Source organism: Tritonibacter litoralis (genome assembly GCF_009496005.1).
GTDB classification, from domain to species: Bacteria; Pseudomonadota; Alphaproteobacteria; order Rhodobacterales; family Rhodobacteraceae; genus Epibacterium; species Epibacterium litoralis.
Window position 1 is genome coordinate 70,580 of record NZ_WIBF01000002.1, and the last position, 15,169, is coordinate 85,748.

20 protein-coding genes and 1 other RNA gene are annotated in these 15,169 nt (G+C 59.9%); 8 read left to right on the forward strand and 13 right to left on the reverse strand.

Annotated features, from left to right (window positions below):
- Nucleotides 1–56 precede the first annotated feature (56 nt).
- From GFB49_RS04530 to GFB49_RS04540, 3 genes are all read left to right on the forward strand, one after another.
- The gene (locus GFB49_RS04530; RefSeq protein WP_153214634.1) at nt 57–257 is read left to right on the forward strand and encodes a DUF1127 domain-containing protein; all 201 of its coding nucleotides are present in this window, start codon (nt 57–59) and stop codon (nt 255–257) included.
- Between the two features lie 259 nt (nt 258–516).
- Complete coding sequence (locus tag GFB49_RS04535; RefSeq protein ID WP_153214635.1) at nt 517–1,257, forward strand: Bax inhibitor-1/YccA family protein; 741 nt, start codon at nt 517–519, stop codon at nt 1,255–1,257.
- 101 nt (nt 1,258–1,358) lie between these two features.
- The gene (locus GFB49_RS04540) at nt 1,359–1,832 is read left to right on the forward strand and encodes a GNAT family N-acetyltransferase (RefSeq protein WP_153214636.1); all 474 of its coding nucleotides are present in this window, start codon (nt 1,359–1,361) and stop codon (nt 1,830–1,832) included.
- 46 nt (nt 1,833–1,878) lie between these two features.
- Here GFB49_RS04540 and GFB49_RS04545 read toward each other — a convergent pair whose 3' ends face one another.
- The 8 genes from GFB49_RS04545 to GFB49_RS04580 form a co-directional block, all read right to left on the reverse strand.
- Nucleotides 1,879–2,022, reverse strand: coding sequence for a hypothetical protein (locus tag GFB49_RS04545; protein ID WP_153214637.1), 144 nt, complete (start codon nt 2,020–2,022; stop codon nt 1,879–1,881).
- A 212-nt stretch (nt 2,023–2,234) separates the two neighbouring features.
- Complete coding sequence (gene rpmG, locus GFB49_RS04550; protein ID WP_007814563.1) at nt 2,235–2,402, reverse strand: 50S ribosomal protein L33; 168 nt, start codon at nt 2,400–2,402, stop codon at nt 2,235–2,237.
- A gap of 219 nt (nt 2,403–2,621) precedes the next feature.
- Nucleotides 2,622–3,010: RNase P RNA component class A (gene rnpB / locus GFB49_RS04555), an RNA gene on the reverse strand.
- Nucleotides 3,011–3,134: 124 nt separating this feature from the next.
- Nucleotides 3,135–3,794, reverse strand: a complete 660-nt coding sequence (locus tag GFB49_RS04560) for an N-acetylmuramoyl-L-alanine amidase (protein WP_343032491.1) — start codon at nt 3,792–3,794, stop codon at nt 3,135–3,137.
- Nucleotides 3,795–3,798: 4 nt separating this feature from the next.
- Nucleotides 3,799–4,602, reverse strand: a complete 804-nt coding sequence (locus GFB49_RS04565) for an excalibur calcium-binding domain-containing protein (RefSeq protein ID WP_153214639.1) — start codon at nt 4,600–4,602, stop codon at nt 3,799–3,801.
- 55 nt (nt 4,603–4,657) lie between these two features.
- A complete protein-coding gene (gene gatA, locus GFB49_RS04570; protein ID WP_153214640.1) occupies nt 4,658–6,145 on the reverse strand; it encodes an Asp-tRNA(Asn)/Glu-tRNA(Gln) amidotransferase subunit GatA in 1,488 nt (495 codons plus the stop codon).
- A gap of 3 nt (nt 6,146–6,148) precedes the next feature.
- Nucleotides 6,149–6,436: an Asp-tRNA(Asn)/Glu-tRNA(Gln) amidotransferase subunit GatC gene (gene gatC / locus GFB49_RS04575; RefSeq protein ID WP_153214641.1), complete on the reverse strand. Its 288-nt coding sequence runs from the start codon at nt 6,434–6,436 to the stop codon at nt 6,149–6,151.
- 30 nt (nt 6,437–6,466) lie between these two features.
- The gene (locus GFB49_RS04580) at nt 6,467–7,162 is read right to left on the reverse strand and encodes a ceramidase domain-containing protein (RefSeq protein WP_153214642.1); all 696 of its coding nucleotides are present in this window, start codon (nt 7,160–7,162) and stop codon (nt 6,467–6,469) included.
- Nucleotides 7,163–7,230: 68 nt separating this feature from the next.
- On the opposite strand from GFB49_RS04580, the gene GFB49_RS04585 reads away from it, so the two are divergent.
- The gene (locus tag GFB49_RS04585) at nt 7,231–7,923 is read left to right on the forward strand and encodes a metal-dependent hydrolase (protein ID WP_153214643.1); all 693 of its coding nucleotides are present in this window, start codon (nt 7,231–7,233) and stop codon (nt 7,921–7,923) included.
- Here GFB49_RS04585 and GFB49_RS04590 read toward each other — a convergent pair.
- From GFB49_RS04590 to GFB49_RS04610, 5 genes are all read right to left on the reverse strand, one after another.
- Nucleotides 7,913–8,530 carry a DNA-3-methyladenine glycosylase I gene (locus tag GFB49_RS04590; protein ID WP_153214644.1) on the reverse strand — a complete coding sequence of 206 codons (618 nt, stop codon included), beginning with the start codon at nt 8,528–8,530 and terminating at the stop codon, nt 7,913–7,915. The two genes, GFB49_RS04585 and GFB49_RS04590, sit on opposite strands and share 11 nt — an antisense overlap.
- Before the next feature lie 3 nt (nt 8,531–8,533).
- Complete coding sequence (locus tag GFB49_RS04595; RefSeq protein WP_153214645.1) at nt 8,534–8,824, reverse strand: YciI family protein; 291 nt, start codon at nt 8,822–8,824, stop codon at nt 8,534–8,536.
- A 2-nt stretch (nt 8,825–8,826) separates the two neighbouring features.
- Nucleotides 8,827–9,411: a TetR/AcrR family transcriptional regulator gene (locus tag GFB49_RS04600; protein ID WP_153214646.1), complete on the reverse strand. Its 585-nt coding sequence runs from the start codon at nt 9,409–9,411 to the stop codon at nt 8,827–8,829.
- 77 nt (nt 9,412–9,488) lie between these two features.
- Nucleotides 9,489–10,325 (reverse strand): aminoglycoside phosphotransferase family protein, encoded by an 837-nt coding sequence (locus GFB49_RS04605; RefSeq protein ID WP_153214647.1) that lies wholly within the window; start codon nt 10,323–10,325, stop codon nt 9,489–9,491.
- Complete coding sequence (locus GFB49_RS04610) at nt 10,322–10,780, reverse strand: nucleoside deaminase (RefSeq protein ID WP_153214648.1); 459 nt, start codon at nt 10,778–10,780, stop codon at nt 10,322–10,324. The genes GFB49_RS04605 and GFB49_RS04610 overlap by 4 nt, the downstream gene beginning before the upstream one ends.
- Before the next feature lie 63 nt (nt 10,781–10,843).
- Between GFB49_RS04610 and GFB49_RS04615 the strand changes: the two genes are divergently transcribed.
- From GFB49_RS04615 to GFB49_RS04630, 4 genes are all read left to right on the forward strand, one after another.
- Nucleotides 10,844–11,887: a pseudouridine synthase gene (locus tag GFB49_RS04615; protein ID WP_246149613.1), complete on the forward strand. Its 1,044-nt coding sequence runs from the start codon at nt 10,844–10,846 to the stop codon at nt 11,885–11,887.
- Between the two features lie 173 nt (nt 11,888–12,060).
- Nucleotides 12,061–12,957 (forward strand): 5-bromo-4-chloroindolyl phosphate hydrolysis family protein, encoded by an 897-nt coding sequence (locus tag GFB49_RS04620; protein ID WP_153214650.1) that lies wholly within the window; start codon nt 12,061–12,063, stop codon nt 12,955–12,957.
- 33 nt (nt 12,958–12,990) lie between these two features.
- Nucleotides 12,991–14,181 (forward strand): toxic anion resistance protein, encoded by a 1,191-nt coding sequence (locus GFB49_RS04625; protein WP_153214651.1) that lies wholly within the window; start codon nt 12,991–12,993, stop codon nt 14,179–14,181.
- A gap of 15 nt (nt 14,182–14,196) precedes the next feature.
- Complete coding sequence (locus GFB49_RS04630; RefSeq protein ID WP_153214652.1) at nt 14,197–15,141, forward strand: DUF2927 domain-containing protein; 945 nt, start codon at nt 14,197–14,199, stop codon at nt 15,139–15,141.
- The last annotated feature ends 28 nt before the right edge of the window (nt 15,142–15,169 follow it).

Below are 15,169 nucleotides of genomic sequence, written 5' to 3' on the forward strand. Positions count from 1 at the left end.
GATGAAAGGGTGAAACCCATCAAATCTTAACGAATAAGGAATCTAAGGAGATCCTCATGGCTTATCTGTCCTCTGAACGTATCATGCGCCCTGCGCGCCGCTCTGTGTTTGCCGTTCTGGCTGAGCTGGCCGCCCTGCGCCGTCAACGTAAAGCCCTTGCGCGCCTGTCAGATGTCGAACTGGCCGACATCGGGATCAGTCGCCGTGAAGCAGACATCGAAGCCGCGCGTCCGTTTTGGTATCTGCCAAGCCGGTAAGACGCCGGTTTGCAACACGGCTGTAAGTGCTTGATCTGGCGTGACAGTCCCGTGAATTTTCCAAGGGTGGCGACCATCGCCACCCTGGCCGAACGCCCCGGCGGGGGCTGAACTGCTAAGTTGCATATCTTTTAAGTGTTTTGATGCCGCATCCTTGCGGAAAACACTTGAACCTTGCCCGACTTCCCCCAATATCTGAGCTAACGCTGTGCGGGTGCGCCGCATGGCTGGAGGAATTATGCGACGGAGACCATTTCACATGGCACAATTTGACCACATCCGGTCCGCCGCGGGCACACGCGCGGCCGAAATCGACGCGGGCTTGCGGGCCCACATGAACAAAGTTTACGGCACCATGTCCATCGGCATGTTGATCACCTTTGCTGCGGCTTGGGCGATCTCGAACCTGGCGATGCAGGGCGGCCAGCTGACCCCGCTGGGGGCGGCGATCTATACTTCACCTCTGCGTTGGGTGATCATGTTCTTGCCACTGGCGTTCATCTTTGGCTTTAGCGCGGGCATCAACCGCCTGTCTGCTGCAGCGGCACAGCTGGTGTTTTACGTATTTGCAGCCGTTATGGGCCTGTCGATCTCTTGGATCTTCATTGCCTTCACCGGCCAGTCCATCATTCAGGTCTTCCTGATCACCTCGATCGCTTTTGCGGGTCTGTCGCTTTATGGCTACACCACCAAGCGTGATCTGGGCCCGATCGGCACCTTCCTGATGATGGGTCTGATCGGTCTGATCGTTGCATCCATCGTCAACATCTTCCTGGCCTCTTCGGCGCTGGCCTTTGCCGTTTCGGTGATCGGCGTGCTGCTGTTTGCTGGCCTGACCGCCTATGACACCCAAAACATCAAGAACACCTACCTGCAGATGGCCCACTCGGGCGACCAGGAATGGCTGGGCAAAGCCGCCATCATGGGGGCGCTGAGCCTATATCTGGACTTCATCAACATGTTCATGCTGCTGCTCCAGCTGTTTGGCGACCGCGAATAAGCGATCCAAGACAATCAAAACAGCGAGGGGCGGGCCAAACGGACCCGCCCTTTTCTTTTGTCGTTTACCAGGAAAGCAGAGGCGCTGCCTCTGAGAGGATTATGAAGATAACCCCCCTTGCCCCCGAACACGCCGCGCGGTTGGTGCCGATGCTGTTGGACCTGCACCAGCTGCATGTGGATCACCAGCCGGACCGGTATCCCGCAAACCCGGATGAGGCGGCGCTGGCCCGTTGGTTGGAGGACTGGCTGTCTGGTGACAGTGTTCACGCGCTGGTGGCCGAAAGCCCGATGGGCGCTTTGCTGGGGTATACGATCTATGAGGTGCAGGAGCGCCCGTCCCTGCCCGTTACGTACGGCGGCACGCGGGTGATGCTGCATCATATTGCAGTTGCGGAATCGATGCGCCGCATGGGCATTGGCAAGGCGCTGGTGCGCGCGGTCAAGGACGCGGCGCAGGATCTGGGGGCAAGCAGCATGGCGACGACCTATGCGCCGTTTAACGCAGCCTCTGCCGGGTTGATGCAGGCCATGGGGCTGGTGCCCAGTGTGATCCATGCGGAACTGCGCATTTAAGCAGAGCCTGCGCGGGGATGGTGCCCAAAGGCACCTGTGGGCGCGGCTAGCCTTTTAGAGGGCGCACCTCGACCGATGCAGGCAAGAGCGCCCCTGGCACCACCGTTGTGGCCCGGGGATGACGGATCAGGGAAGCCTCCACCACAAGGGTGGCGACCACCAGAAACATAAAGAATAACACGCGTCTCATTGATCCCGTTCCACTCCAGTTCGACCTGTTGGTCACCACTAGCGTGATGGGAAAGGATTGCGAAACTCTTGCTTTTACCTTGCCTTAATAGATGGGTTTTTAACCAACTGCGGCAGGGCATCAGACCTGCGAAGGGTGCCTGCAGATGACCAAAGAAAAAGGGCCACGCCAAAAGCGTGACCCTTTTTGTAATCCAGTCCGGATCAGAAGGCTTATTTGATTTTGCCTTCTTTGTACTCGACGTGCTTGCGCACAACCGGGTCGTACTTGCGGACAACCATCTTCTCGGTCATGGTGCGTGCGTTTTTCTTGGTCACGTAGAAGTGGCCCGTGCCCGCGGTCGAGTTCAGGCGGATCTTGATTGTGGTCGGCTTCGCCATGGTGCTTCTCCTGCGTCCGAAAAGGCAGGGGCCTTTCGGTGAATTCCATATGAGCGTGCGCTTTTAAACGTCGCGCGCGTGGAGTCAATAGGGTGATCCGGGAATTTCCACGGTTTCATCCACAATCTTTAACTCTGCCGCAAGGAACTGTCTGATCTGTTTGAAACGCTTGATCCGTATCGGCCTGTCAGCGACCGTACAAGGACGACCCAAGGCGATTTGCACAGAAGGCCTGTAAGCCGGGTTCTGTCCGGGGTTGCCCCCTGGACGGTCATTCATCTGCAGCGCCTGTTGCCAGACGCTTCTAGCTGCCAACCCGGTCCCTCTCGGTCAAAGCGTACCTAGCGGCGGTATCAGTTGCCTGACCTGCCCGCGCGGGGACCCTATTTGGCATTGCTCCAGGTGGGGCTTGCCGTGCCGCCCCTGTTGCCAGGGGCGCGGTGGGCTCTTACCCCACCGTTTCATCCTTACCCCGACCTGCGAGGCGGTTTCATTTCTGTGGCGCTTTCCGTCGGGTCACCCCGCCCGGGCGTTACCCGGCACCGTTGCCTTGTGGAGCCCGGACTTTCCTCGCGGCCCATGGGCCACGCGACCGTCCGGCCTTCTGTGCGACGGCTGGCCTACGCGCAAATGCAGAGGACGTCAATGGAGATCGGGCGCATCAGGGGCTTTACCCCTCTGCGTGCGAAGCACGCATTCACCCCAAAGTATTTTTAAAAAGATGAAAGCGAGTTACCCGCTTGGGAGTGCTGCAAAATCAGCGGCTGTGAGCGGGCCTGTGGCATGGGGGCGGTGGCGCAGGCGCACGGCGCGCAGGAGGGTCTGGTTGTCGCAAGGGGCGGTAAACCCTGCCAGGTGCGCGGCGGCGCGAAAACTGGGCCAATTGGCGTCTTGGGCCGTTTGGCCACTGGAGGCCATGGCCAGGTTCTGGCGAGCAAGGCGGGGCCAGTCGAATTTGGGGCCTGGGTCAAATTTGCGCCCTGGCGCCATGTCAGAGTGGCCGATGATACCGCGGGCCGGGATTGCCCAGCGGGTTTGGATCTGCGTCAGCACGCGTTCCAGCTGCCGCATCTGTGGCTCTGGGAAAGGATGTGCGCCGGTATTGTCCAGTTCGATGCCAATGGAACGGGAGTTGATGTCGCCCTCGCCTGCCCATTCGCCGACACCTGCGTGCCAGGCGCGCATGTCCTCATCCACCAGTTGCCACAGGGTTCCTGTGCGGCTGATCAGATAATGGGCCGAGACCTCGGCCACAGGGTCACAGAGGCGATCCAATGCGGCCGTGGCACTGGTCATTGCCGTGTAGTGAATGACCACCAAGGAGGGGGTAAGCCCGTCGCGGCGCGGACCGAAATTGGGACTGGGGTGCTGGATCGGTGTCAGCGACTCCACCGGATCAGCGATTGCCAACGGCCAAGCGGAAGGGGCGCGGATCCCAACCGCAGGCGTAACCGTCGCCATCCGGGTCCAGCGCCTTGCGGTCACGCTCTGGGCCGCCAAGGCGCAGGAATTCGGTCTGGGCCTCGTCACCGGACCGGAACTGGGCGCAGTTGCGTTCAGACCGGGCACGCAGGTTGACCCCGGCACGGCTGTAGATACGGGTGCCTTTTGGGTGCGATGTCGCAAGGGCGAAGCGCACGATATTGGGGTCCCCTGCCCCATCGCGCTGTGGCAAGGCGGTGGGCGCGACCTGTTCGAATTGTTCGCGGTTGCGCTGCAGCCGTTCTGCATCGCTTTCGATGGATTGACGTGAGGAGACCGCGCCAAAGTCGTTTTCATCCGAAATGCCCGGATTCCCGATCAGCTGCGGGGCCGGGTTGGAGGGGCTGGCCTGCACGGGCGAGACGCCAGAGTTGTCTTGGGCGGCGGTCAGGGCCGCTGCCGCCTCGCGCGCGATATCATCGCTGGAGGCCGTGGTTACCGTGCGGGTTTGATTGGGCGGCACATAAGGCGTAGGCGCAGGTGTGGAATTGCCAAAATCCGCCACCGACTGGGCCGGACGGCCCGAGGCCGATGGCAGGCTTTCGGTTGAGATCTGAGCGGGGGGAACCAGAGGCTCTCCGGTGATGGTTGTTCCGGGCGCAGGTGGCTGGCTGTCAAAGGGATCCAGCACCCCCGCCCCGCTGTCTGGCACCGTCGGGTCACAGGCCGCAAGGGCAAGGATCGAAGTGAGGACGAACGGGACGGCAATGAGGCGCATGGGAAAGACCTGTTTCTGGAATGCTCGGATGGTTGTTTTTAGGTTTTCTTGAGTGTTACCACCACTTGGACGGTTTGGCCACAAATCCAGTGGCCTGTTCCAGCGCGTAAGCGGTGTTCAGCAAATCACCTTCTTCCCATGGCTTGCCGATGAGCTGCAGCCCAAGCGGCAGGCCTTGGCTATTGAGACCCGCAGGCACTGCAACACCGGGCAGGCCTGCAAGGTTCAGCGTGACCGAGAAGACGTCCTGGAGATACATTTCCACCGGATCGGCGGAGGCCATATCGCCCAGTCCAAAGGCTGCAGAGGGTGTCACCGGCGCCAGGATCGCGTCGATGCCAGCGGCAAAGGCGTCCTCGAAGTCCTTTTTGATCAGGGTGCGAACGCGGCGGGCGCGGTTGTAATAGGCGTCATAAAAACCCGCCGACAGCACATAGGTGCCAACCATGATCCGGCGCTGGGTTTCCGGGCCAAACCCTTGGGCGCGGGTTTTCTCATACATCTCGGTGATGCCGTCGCCTGCATCCAGCGTGGCACGATGTCCATAGCGGACACCGTCATACCGGGCGAGGTTTGAGGAGGCTTCCGCAGGGGCAATCACGTAATAGGCAGGCAGCGCGTATTTGGTGTGCGGCAGGGAGATATCAACGATTTCCGCACCGGCAGCTTTGAGCTTGTCGGCGCCTTCGTTCCACAGTTTTTCAATGGATGCGGGCATGCCATCAACGCGGTATTCCTTGGGTAGGCCGATTTTCTTGCCCCGGATGTCTCCGGTCAGCAGCGCTTCGAAATCCGGCACGGCCAGATCTGCGGAGGTGCTGTCTTTTGGGTCGTGACCGGCCATGGCGCCCAGCATGATCGCTGCGTCGCGTACGGTTTTGGTCATCGGGCCCGCTTGATCCAGAGAGGAGGCATATGACACCACACCCCAGCGCGAGCAGCGGCCATAGGTCGGTTTGATGCCAACGGTGCCGGTAAAGGCCGCCGGCTGACGGATCGAGCCGCCGGTGTCGGTGCCGGTTGCCGCCAGACAGAGGTCCGCCGCCACAGCCGCCGAAGAACCGCCAGAGGAGCCGCCCGGTGTCAACTGAGTGTCATCACCGTCACGTTTCCACGGGTTCACGGCCGGGCCGTAGCACGAGCTCTCATTCGAGGAGCCCATGGCGAATTCGTCCATGTTCAACTTGCCCAGCATCACCGCGCCTGCGTCGCGCAGGTTCTGGGTGACGGTGGATTCATATTCAGGCTTGAACCCTTTTAGGATGTTGGACCCTGCTTGGCTGTCGACACCTTCGGTACAGAACACGTCCTTGATCCCGATCGGCAGGCCGCACATGGCAGGCGCGTCGCCTGTTTTCAGGCGTTCATCCGCAGCCTTGGCACGGTCCAGCGCGATGTCGGGTGTTTTGTGGACAAAGGCGTTCAGCGCATCGGCGGCATCTGCCGCAGCAAGACAGGCTTGGGTCAGTTCAACCGATGTGGTTTCACCCTTGCGCAGCAGGTCGCGGGCCTCGGCGAGGCCAAGTTTGTTCAGATCGCTCATGTCTTACTCCACCACTTTTGGGACCGCAAAGAACCCCTCGCGGGAATCGGGGGCATTGGCCAGTACCTTGGCCTGCTGATCGCCATCGGTGACCACATCTTCGCGCCGTTTCAAGCGCTGGGGCGTGACCGAGGTCATCGGCTCGACCCCTTCGACATCCACTTCGTTCAACTGCTCGATAAAGCCCAGGATATTGTTGAACTCGGTCGCAAGCGCCGGAAGCGCATCATCTTCGACCTTGATCCGGGCCAGTTTCGCCACTTTGGCGGCGGTGCTTTGGTCAATCGACATGGATTACCCTCATCTTTTGTTACTGGGCATTTACCCCTCTCGCGCGTCACTCGCAAGGGTTGGTGAGGGCTGATCGCCGCTTTGGCTGCGCCAGGCGCGCCCATAGACCACAATCATCCACCCCAGCATCACTGCATTTAGGATATGCCACATGAAATGTGTCCCCTGCGGGAAGATCTGGCACAGCGGTTCATCCAGCGTGCGCAGGGTCATCGACAGGACCAAGATCGCCGCGCCAATGCAGAACCCTTGGGCCAACTGCGGCATCCGGCGGGACAGGTACAGCGCATAGAGCAGGATCAACAGGGGCACCGGCCCATAGACCGCCGAGCTGCCCAGACCCGGAAGCATCTGAAACATCGGCAAGGTCAACGCATAAAAGGGAAAGAACAACGCGGTGAGCCCATAGGCATAGGCGGGCCGCAATCGCAGGATGTCGCGGTTGATCGCAAAGATGAACACCAGGACAAATCCCGCAATCGGCGTCACATCCGCAATCATCGCCCAGATCACCGCATGGGTGTGGAACAGATATGAGCCGACCCCGATCACCGCCTCGATCCCGCACAAGGCTGCGGTCATCGGCGCGCGGTGCTGCTTTTCCAGGCGCCAGACCAGCAGGGCGACAATCACAAAGGCGAGATTGGTGACCGCATTCCAAGGCTCTGCCCAGTAATGGGGGTCCAGACGCTCACAATAGGCATCGACATATCTGTTCAGCTCCATCACGCTCTCCTGGCATATTTCTGAGCACATGTCTGGATCATCCTAGGTCCAAAACGGAGAAAGACGCTATGAATATTATCTGGTTAGGGCATGCGAGTTTTCGGCTGGAGAGCGGTAGCACAGTACTGCTGATTGACCCCTGGCTGACCGGCAATCCAATGTTGAGCGAGGATCAGCACGCGGCCGCCACAGAGGGCGCGACCCATATCCTGCTTACACATGCGCATTTTGATCACTCTGCCGATATTGTCAATTTGGCCAAATCGCTGAACGTGCCGGTTGTGGGCCAATATGATCTGATGAGCTATTGGGGCGAGGCCGAGAGCATCGAAACCGTTGGCTTCAACAAAGGCGGCACAGTGGATCTGGACGGTATCAAGGTCTCCATGGTGGCGGCGTCTCACAGTTCCACCTTCGGGTCAGCCGATGGGCCAAAAACCGGCGGAACCGAGGTTGGTTTTATGATCGAGGTGGAGGGCAAGACCGTCTATGTCTCGGGCGACACGGACATTATGGCCGACATGCAGTGGATGGGCGATTTCTATAAGCCCGAGATCGGTATCCTGTCAGCGGGTGGCCATTTTACCATGGGGATGAAGGGCGCGGCCTATGCGGCCAAGCGGTATTTCAATTTCAAGACGGTGATCCCCTGCCATTACAAGACCTTCCCGCTGCTTGAGCAGAGCGCCGACGCATTGGCCGCCGCCCTGCCTGAGGTCGATGTGGTGGAACCTGAGGTTCTGAAGCCAATCACGCTTTGAGCTGAGGCCGCTTGAAGGCCGCACGCGCCTGATCCACCTCAGCGCGGATGCTGCAGCCTTCCGCGTGATCATTGATCAGCCCCATCGCCTGCATAAAGGCAAAGCAGGTGGTGGGGCCCACAAATTTCCACCCTCGTTTCTTCAACGCCTTGGACAGGGCCACGGATTCGGGGCTGGTGGTCTGGGTCTGCGGCGGTGGCAGGGTTTTGGGATCCGGCTCAAACGACCAGAAAAACGCCGCGAGGGATCCCGCCTCTGCTTCCAGCTCAATGGCGCGGGCGGCATTGTTGATCACCGCCTTGATCTTGCCCCGGTGCCGCACAATGCCTGCGTTTTGCAAAAGCGCTGCGATCTCGGCCTCCCCAAAGGTAGCCACTTTACGGTAGTCAAACCCATGAAACGCCGCGCGAAAGTTTTCGCGTTTGTCCAAAATCGTGCGCCAGCTGAGGCCGGACTGAAAGCTTTCGAGGCAGACTTTCTCAAACAGGCGAACGTCATCGCCCACGGGAAAGCCCCATTCGCGGTCGTGATACTCCAGAAATCCTGGAGCGCCCCCGGCCCATTTGCAGCGATCTTGGCCGTCCGGCGCGCGATAAAGGTCTGTCATGTGTTATGCGTCTTTCAGAAAATTCAGCCGCGCATCGGTGCGGGCGGGGATCATTTCGACGATTTCCGGCACCGCAACACCGTGGATCACAAAGGGGTCTTGGTTCACGAAATCTGCCAGCTCCGCAGCGGTGCAGTTGTAAGCCCAGATACCACCGCCCTGTTTGTCAACCAGTGTCCCCACGGCCAGAAACAGCCCACGTTCGAAACCTTGGGCGATCCAGGCGCGATGGGCCTCCATATGGTCCGCAGCAGCGGCGCGATTGTCAGAGAGGCGCAGAACAACGTTAAACATGATCAATTTCCTTCTTGCGTAAATTCAGACGCCGCAGCAGCGGCGTAGTCGAGCATCAAAACAACTTCACCATCGATAAACTCATCATCTTGGAGGGCCTGTGACAGCGTCGCCACGCCCTGGCTGCGGGCCAGCAAATGGCGCGCGTGCCGCAAAGCAGTGGGCGCATCACAGCCCATTTCTTGGAACTGTTCTGCCAGCCAATCGCCAAACATGGAAAACAGCGCATTGGCGCGGCTTTGGCTCACGTGGTTTAACTTGCCCAATTCGGACACCAGCGATCCCACGGGGCAACCAAACTGCGTGATCTTGGCCCGGTTGCGGATCAGAATGCGGATAAAGCAGCCGATCCGGTCCAGTGGCGTTTGCCCCTGCGCATCCCAGGTTTCCATCATCCCTTTGGTCTTGGCAATGCGGCGGTCGATGACCGCATCCAGGATCTCATCCTTGGTTTTGAAGTGATGATAGAAATTCCCCCGCGAAATCCCAACGGCGCCTGCAATATCGGCAAAAGACGTTGCTTCGAACCCTTGCTCATAAAACAGGGTATCCGCGGCCTGGGCGATCTTTTCACGGGTGGATGACATGAGTGTGCGAATCCTAGGACAGTTGACCTAGAGATGATATAGGACAGATGTCCTAGGGCGCGCAAGGTGACAATGGATCAAACCCGATCGCGAGCTTGGTCGAAGGTTTGTAAATGCTGGAATTCAACAGGCTTTATTGTGCCCGCCCGTGCCTGCCAGAAGATCGACAATGTGACCTTGGCCACGGCCCAGGACAGCAGATGGCGCGGGGTCACGCCCAGCGCGGCCGCCCAGACCGGCGCGATGCGCAAGGTTCGGGGGACATCCGTGGTCCAGTCCGGTTGTTTGCGTGGGTGGCGGAAGGCATTGGCCAGCTCATAGGCCGGATCCCCCAGCATCCCCTTAGCGTCAAAGGCACAATAACCGCGCGCGGTGTTCAGGACATTGTCGTGATGCAGATCTCCGTGCAGGGGCACCCGGTCCGTCTGGGCCTGCAACAGAGTTTGAGCCAGCACGCGTCCTGTGGTGAACTGCATATTCTGCGCGGCCGTGAACCCAGCCGGGACCGGGGCGTCAAACATCGGCTGGAACACCTGTTCCAATGGCAAAAGCCCCGCGGTGGATTGTGCCGTGTTTTGCAGCCTTTGGGCCACCTCCCCCAGGATCTGCGCAGCGGCCATGTCGTGACCTGAGCGCGCATAATCGCCCAGCGACGGGCCGGGCAGATCCTCCATCAACACCGCACGGCCCTGCACACGATAAATCCGAGCGGCGGATTGGCCCTGAAACTGGTCAAGATAGGCAAAGCCCGCCGCTTCGTTTCCCATATCAGTGTGATAGGCTTTTAAAACAGCGGGCTGGCCGTTGGGTTGCACAACCCGCCAAACGTCCGAGACACGGTGGCTCTGCAAACAGGACAGAAGTGTGACATCAAAGATCTGCGCCGCGGATAGGATCGACGCAGAGGCCTTCATTCCGCGCCACGCTTTTGGGCAAAGAAATCCTTGAGCAGCTGTGCCGCGTCGCGCTCAGCAAGGCCGTCGTAAACTTCGGGTGCGTGATGGGATTGCGGGTGGTCAAAGACACAGGCCCCATGGGCAACGCCGCCGGATTTCGGATCAGACGCGCCATAATACACCCGCCGAATACGTGCGGCGGCTATGGCGGCGGCACACATGGCGCAGGGCTCCAGCGTGACATAAAGGTCATGCCCCAGCAGCCGTTCAGACCCGGTGGCGGCACAGGCGGCGCGGATCACCAGCATTTCCGCATGGGCCGTGGGATCGTTTAACGCGCGGGTGCGATTTCCGTCAGCTGCGACAACTGCGCCGTCGGGCCCCACAATAACTGCCCCCACCGGAACCTCGCCCCGCGCGCCCGCTTTGCGCGCCTCATCCAGCGCCAGATCCATATGAGAGGTAAACCGCATGCCCTCTTCCCTGCCCCAGAATGGATGCTTTCGCAAGGCGCGGGAATGGTCTATGGCGGGGACATGACACAGAAACCATCCTCTCCAGATCCCAAATCCTCCCAAACACCCGAAGGGGACCGCATCGCCAAGGTGCTGTCGCGCGCAGGCGTCGCCTCGCGCCGTGAAGCCGAACGGATGATCGCTGAGGGACGGGTCAGCGTGAACGGAAAGACGATCGACAGCCCTGCGTTGAATGTGACCGGGCGAGATCGGATCACGGTGGATGGCAAACCCTTGCCGGAGGCCGAAGAAGAGCGGCTGTGGCTCTACTACAAGCCCACGGGTCTGGTCACCACAAATTCGGACGAAAAAGGCCGCACCACGATCTTTGACGAACTGCCCGAGGATCTGCCACGGGTGATGACGGTGGGTCGGTTGGATTTGAACTCCGAAGGGTTGTTGTTGCTGACCAATGACGGCGGGATCAAGCGCAAGCTGGAGCTGCCGGAAACCGGCTGGCTGCGCCGCTATCGCGTGCGCATCAACGGTCGCCCCAAGGACACGGATTTTGAACCCTTGCGCAAAGGTCTGGTGATCGACGGCGAACGGTTCCAGCCCATGATTGTGACACTGGATCGCCAACAAGGGGCCAATGCCTGGGTCACCGTTGGCCTGCGGGAAGGCAAGAACCGCGAGATCCGCCGCGCGATGGAGGACATCGGCTTTGCCGTGAACCGCCTGTTGCGGGTGTCTTATGGGCCATTCCAACTGGGGGATCTGAAATCCGGCGAGGTGGAAGAAGTGCGCCGCAAGGTGATGCGCGATCAATTGGGTCTGCAAACCCCGGATGAGCCTGCGCAATTGCGCCCCACCCGCAATCGTAAGCCACAACATGGCAAAGGCAGGCCCCAATCTGGCCCGGCGAAGACAATGGGCGGCTCCGGCAAACCCGGCGGCCCGGCCCCCAAGGGGCGCAAGGCGGCGGACGCCTCTGTGAGCCTGCGAGGCAAAGCGGGACAACCCGGTAAAACGGGCGGTCGCCCCACCGGATCCCGCAGCGGCACCAAAGGCTCAGGCAAACCCCCATCTAAAGGGCGCCCAATCGGCAAAAATCCCCGCCGCTGAGACATTTGCACGTAGCTTCCCCCTAGTAAGAACGCCAATCATCCCCTACCTTTTGCGGCAAGGAATGCTGTGAGCTAGGTGGGGGAGACGTCTCGTGCGAAATCTCGCGTTTGTCGCGTTGTTACTGCTGATGCTGGGCCTCAGCACCGGTTGGATTGTGGGGGTCTGATCAAATGGCTCAACGGTTTGGTGGAAAATTCAGCCCCGATGGCGCGCCGCAGAACAGTTCTGCAAAGCCCGCCGCAGGCCCGTTCAAGAACGCGCGTGTGAATCCGGTTGGCCTGCGGGCCAATATGATGGCGGTGCCGGTGGCGGTTTTGCTGTTCTTCTCGCTGTTCAGCGGGGCCAGCGGCATGGCCCTGGGCCTTTTGGGTGCAGCATCCTGGGCCGGGGCCTGGGTGATGCTGCGCGAGGGGCTCAAGGCCGAGGCTGCGTTTAACGACCGGCGGGTGGCCAAACGGCCTGCCCTGCCCCGCAAGATTCTGGCGGCTATTTTGGTTGGCATTGGCGCAGGCTTTGCCGCCTGGAAAGCGGAACCCGGCGCGGTGATTGCCGTTGTCTATGCGATTGCTGCGGCGGCCTTGCATCTGGCGGCCTTTGGTCTGGATCCCCTGTCCGACAAAGGCGTCGAAGGGGTGGATGAGTTTCAACAAAACCGTGTGGCACGAGTGATCGATGAGGCCGAGACTCATCTGAGCGCCATGAGCGATGCGGTTTTGCGCGCCCGCGACCGGCAGGTGGAACGCCGGGTTGATCAGTTTCAATCGGTGGTGCGTGACCTGTTCCGCACGGTCGAAGAAGATCCGCGCGATCTGACGGCGGCCCGCAAATACTTGACCGTCTATTTGCTGGGTGCGCGGGATGCGACGGTGAAATTTGCCGATATCTATGCCCGCAGCCAGGACGCGCAGGCGCGCAGTGATTACATGACCTTGCTGGACGATCTTGAACAGAATTTTGCAGCCCGTAATCGCAAAATGCTGCTGGAGGATCGCAGCGACTTAACGGTTGAAATTGATGTATTGCGCGAAAGATTGCAGCGCGAAGGCGTCCGGTTGGACGAAACTTAAATTCAAATTTGGTGACAGAACGAGGAACTGCTGATGTCCGAGATGATCCAGAAGAAAGCCGCCGAGGCCGAAGTATTGGTCAAGGAAGTAACTGGCGTTGAACTTGCCTCACCGATGGAAGCGGTGCAGCCGCTTGCAGAGGCGGATGATGCAACCTCGGGCGCGATCCGCCAGCGTATGGATGAGATCGACATGGCCAACACCAATTCGATCATCGCTTTTGGATCGGGCGCGCAGGCGGAATTGCAGACCATCAGCCAGGCCATGCTGCAGGATGTGCGCAACAAGGACGTGGGCCCTGCTGGCGACAGTCTGCGCGGCATTGTCACGACGATCCGGGGCTTTTCCGTTTCGGAACTGGATGTGCGGCGCAAACCCTCGTTTTTTGAACGGATCCTGGGGCGCGCTGCGCCGTTTGCCAAATTCACTGCCCGCTATGAGACGGTGCAGGGTCAGATCGACAAGATCACCGATGATCTTTTGGCGCATGAACATACGCTGTTGAAAGACATCAAATCGCTTGACCTTCTCTATGACAAAACGCTCGCGTTTTATGATGAGCTGGCGCTTTATATTGCGGCAGGTGAGGCCAAGCTGGAAGAGCTGGACGGCACTGAGATCCCCGCCAAAGAGGCCGAGGTTCAGGCGGCACCGGAAAATGATCAGGTTATGAAAGCCCAAGAGCTGCGGGATTTGCGCGCGGCGCGCGATGACTTGGAACGCCGGGTGCATGATCTGAAGCTGACCCGCCAGGTCACCATGCAGTCCCTGCCCTCGATCCGTCTGGTGCAGGAAAACGACAAATCCCTGGTGACCAAGATCAACTCAACCCTCGTGAACACAGTGCCCTTGTGGGAAACCCAACTGGCGCAGGCCTTGACCATCCAGCGGTCAACCGAGGCGGCGGCAGCGGTGCGGGATGCCAATGATCTGACCAATGAACTGTTGACCGCCAATGCGTCGAACCTGCGCGAAAGCAACAAGATGATCCGCCAGGAAATGGAGCGCGGCGTGTTTGACATCGAAGCGGTGAAACAGGCCAATGCGGATCTGATCGGCACCATTCAGGAAAGCTTGCAGATCGCCGATGAGGGCAAGGCCAAACGCGCTGCAGCCGAGGATGATCTGAAGAAAATGGAAGCCGAGCTGCGCGACACATTAGCGGCCGCCAAGGCGCGCCGCGATGGTGTTGGTGACAACGCCGGAACCGCTGTTCCGGCTTAACTGGACATCCCTTGAATGCCGTCGTTTGTTGGACAGAGTTTTGGCTGGGGTGCGCGGGCCTGTGTGGCGGCGCTGGTGCTGGCTGTGGGGGCCTGTGAAAATCCAGGCCAGCAGGTGTCGCTGGTGCCGCCAGCGCGCCCGGCGGCCCTGGCCCCGCCAGCGCCTTCGGCACAAAGCGAAAAGCTTGCCAATTTCTATCGCGCCCTGCAGCGCGATCTGCTGACGCGGGGGCTGTTGCGCGAAGATGGTGGCGGGCCGGATACGCCTTATGACGCCGAAGATCTGATCCGCAATTTTGAAACCATCGCGTTTTTTGACGAGCATTTCCGGCAAGGGATTGGCACCAAAGGCGCGCTGAGCCGCTGGGAAGGGCCGGTGCGGTTGCAAGCCGTCTTTGCGCCGTCGGTGACACAAGAGCAACGGGCCAGTGATCGCAGGGAACTGTCCGGTTATGCTGCGCGTCTGGCGCGGATCACGGGCCATTCGGTGACGGCGGTCAATCAAGGTGGCAATTTCAAGGTGATTTACGCCGGTGTCGACGACAAGGACTTTATTCGCAAGGAAGTTCTACGGCAACTGCCGCGCATAAACGCAAGCCAGCTGGACACATTGGTGAACACACCCGAGATCTATTTTTGCCTGGTGGTTGCGGGCGGGCAGCTGCGTACGCCCTTTGCCTATACCCAAGGGGTGGCGCTGATCCGGGCTGAACACCCAAGCCTGACACGGCGCGCCTGCCTGCATGAAGAGGTGGCGCAAGGGCTGGGTCTGCGCAATGACAGCCCGCGCGCGCGGCCTTCGATTTTCAATGATGACGAAGAATTTGCGCGTCTCACCAGCCATGATGAGCTGTTGTTGAAGATGTTATATGATGCGCGGTTGTCGCCCGGCATGACGACCGAGACCGCGCATCCGATTGTGACCGAGATCGCCTATGAATTGACGGGGGAAACCCCGTGAATTGGCACGGCACCAGAGAGAGGTAAGA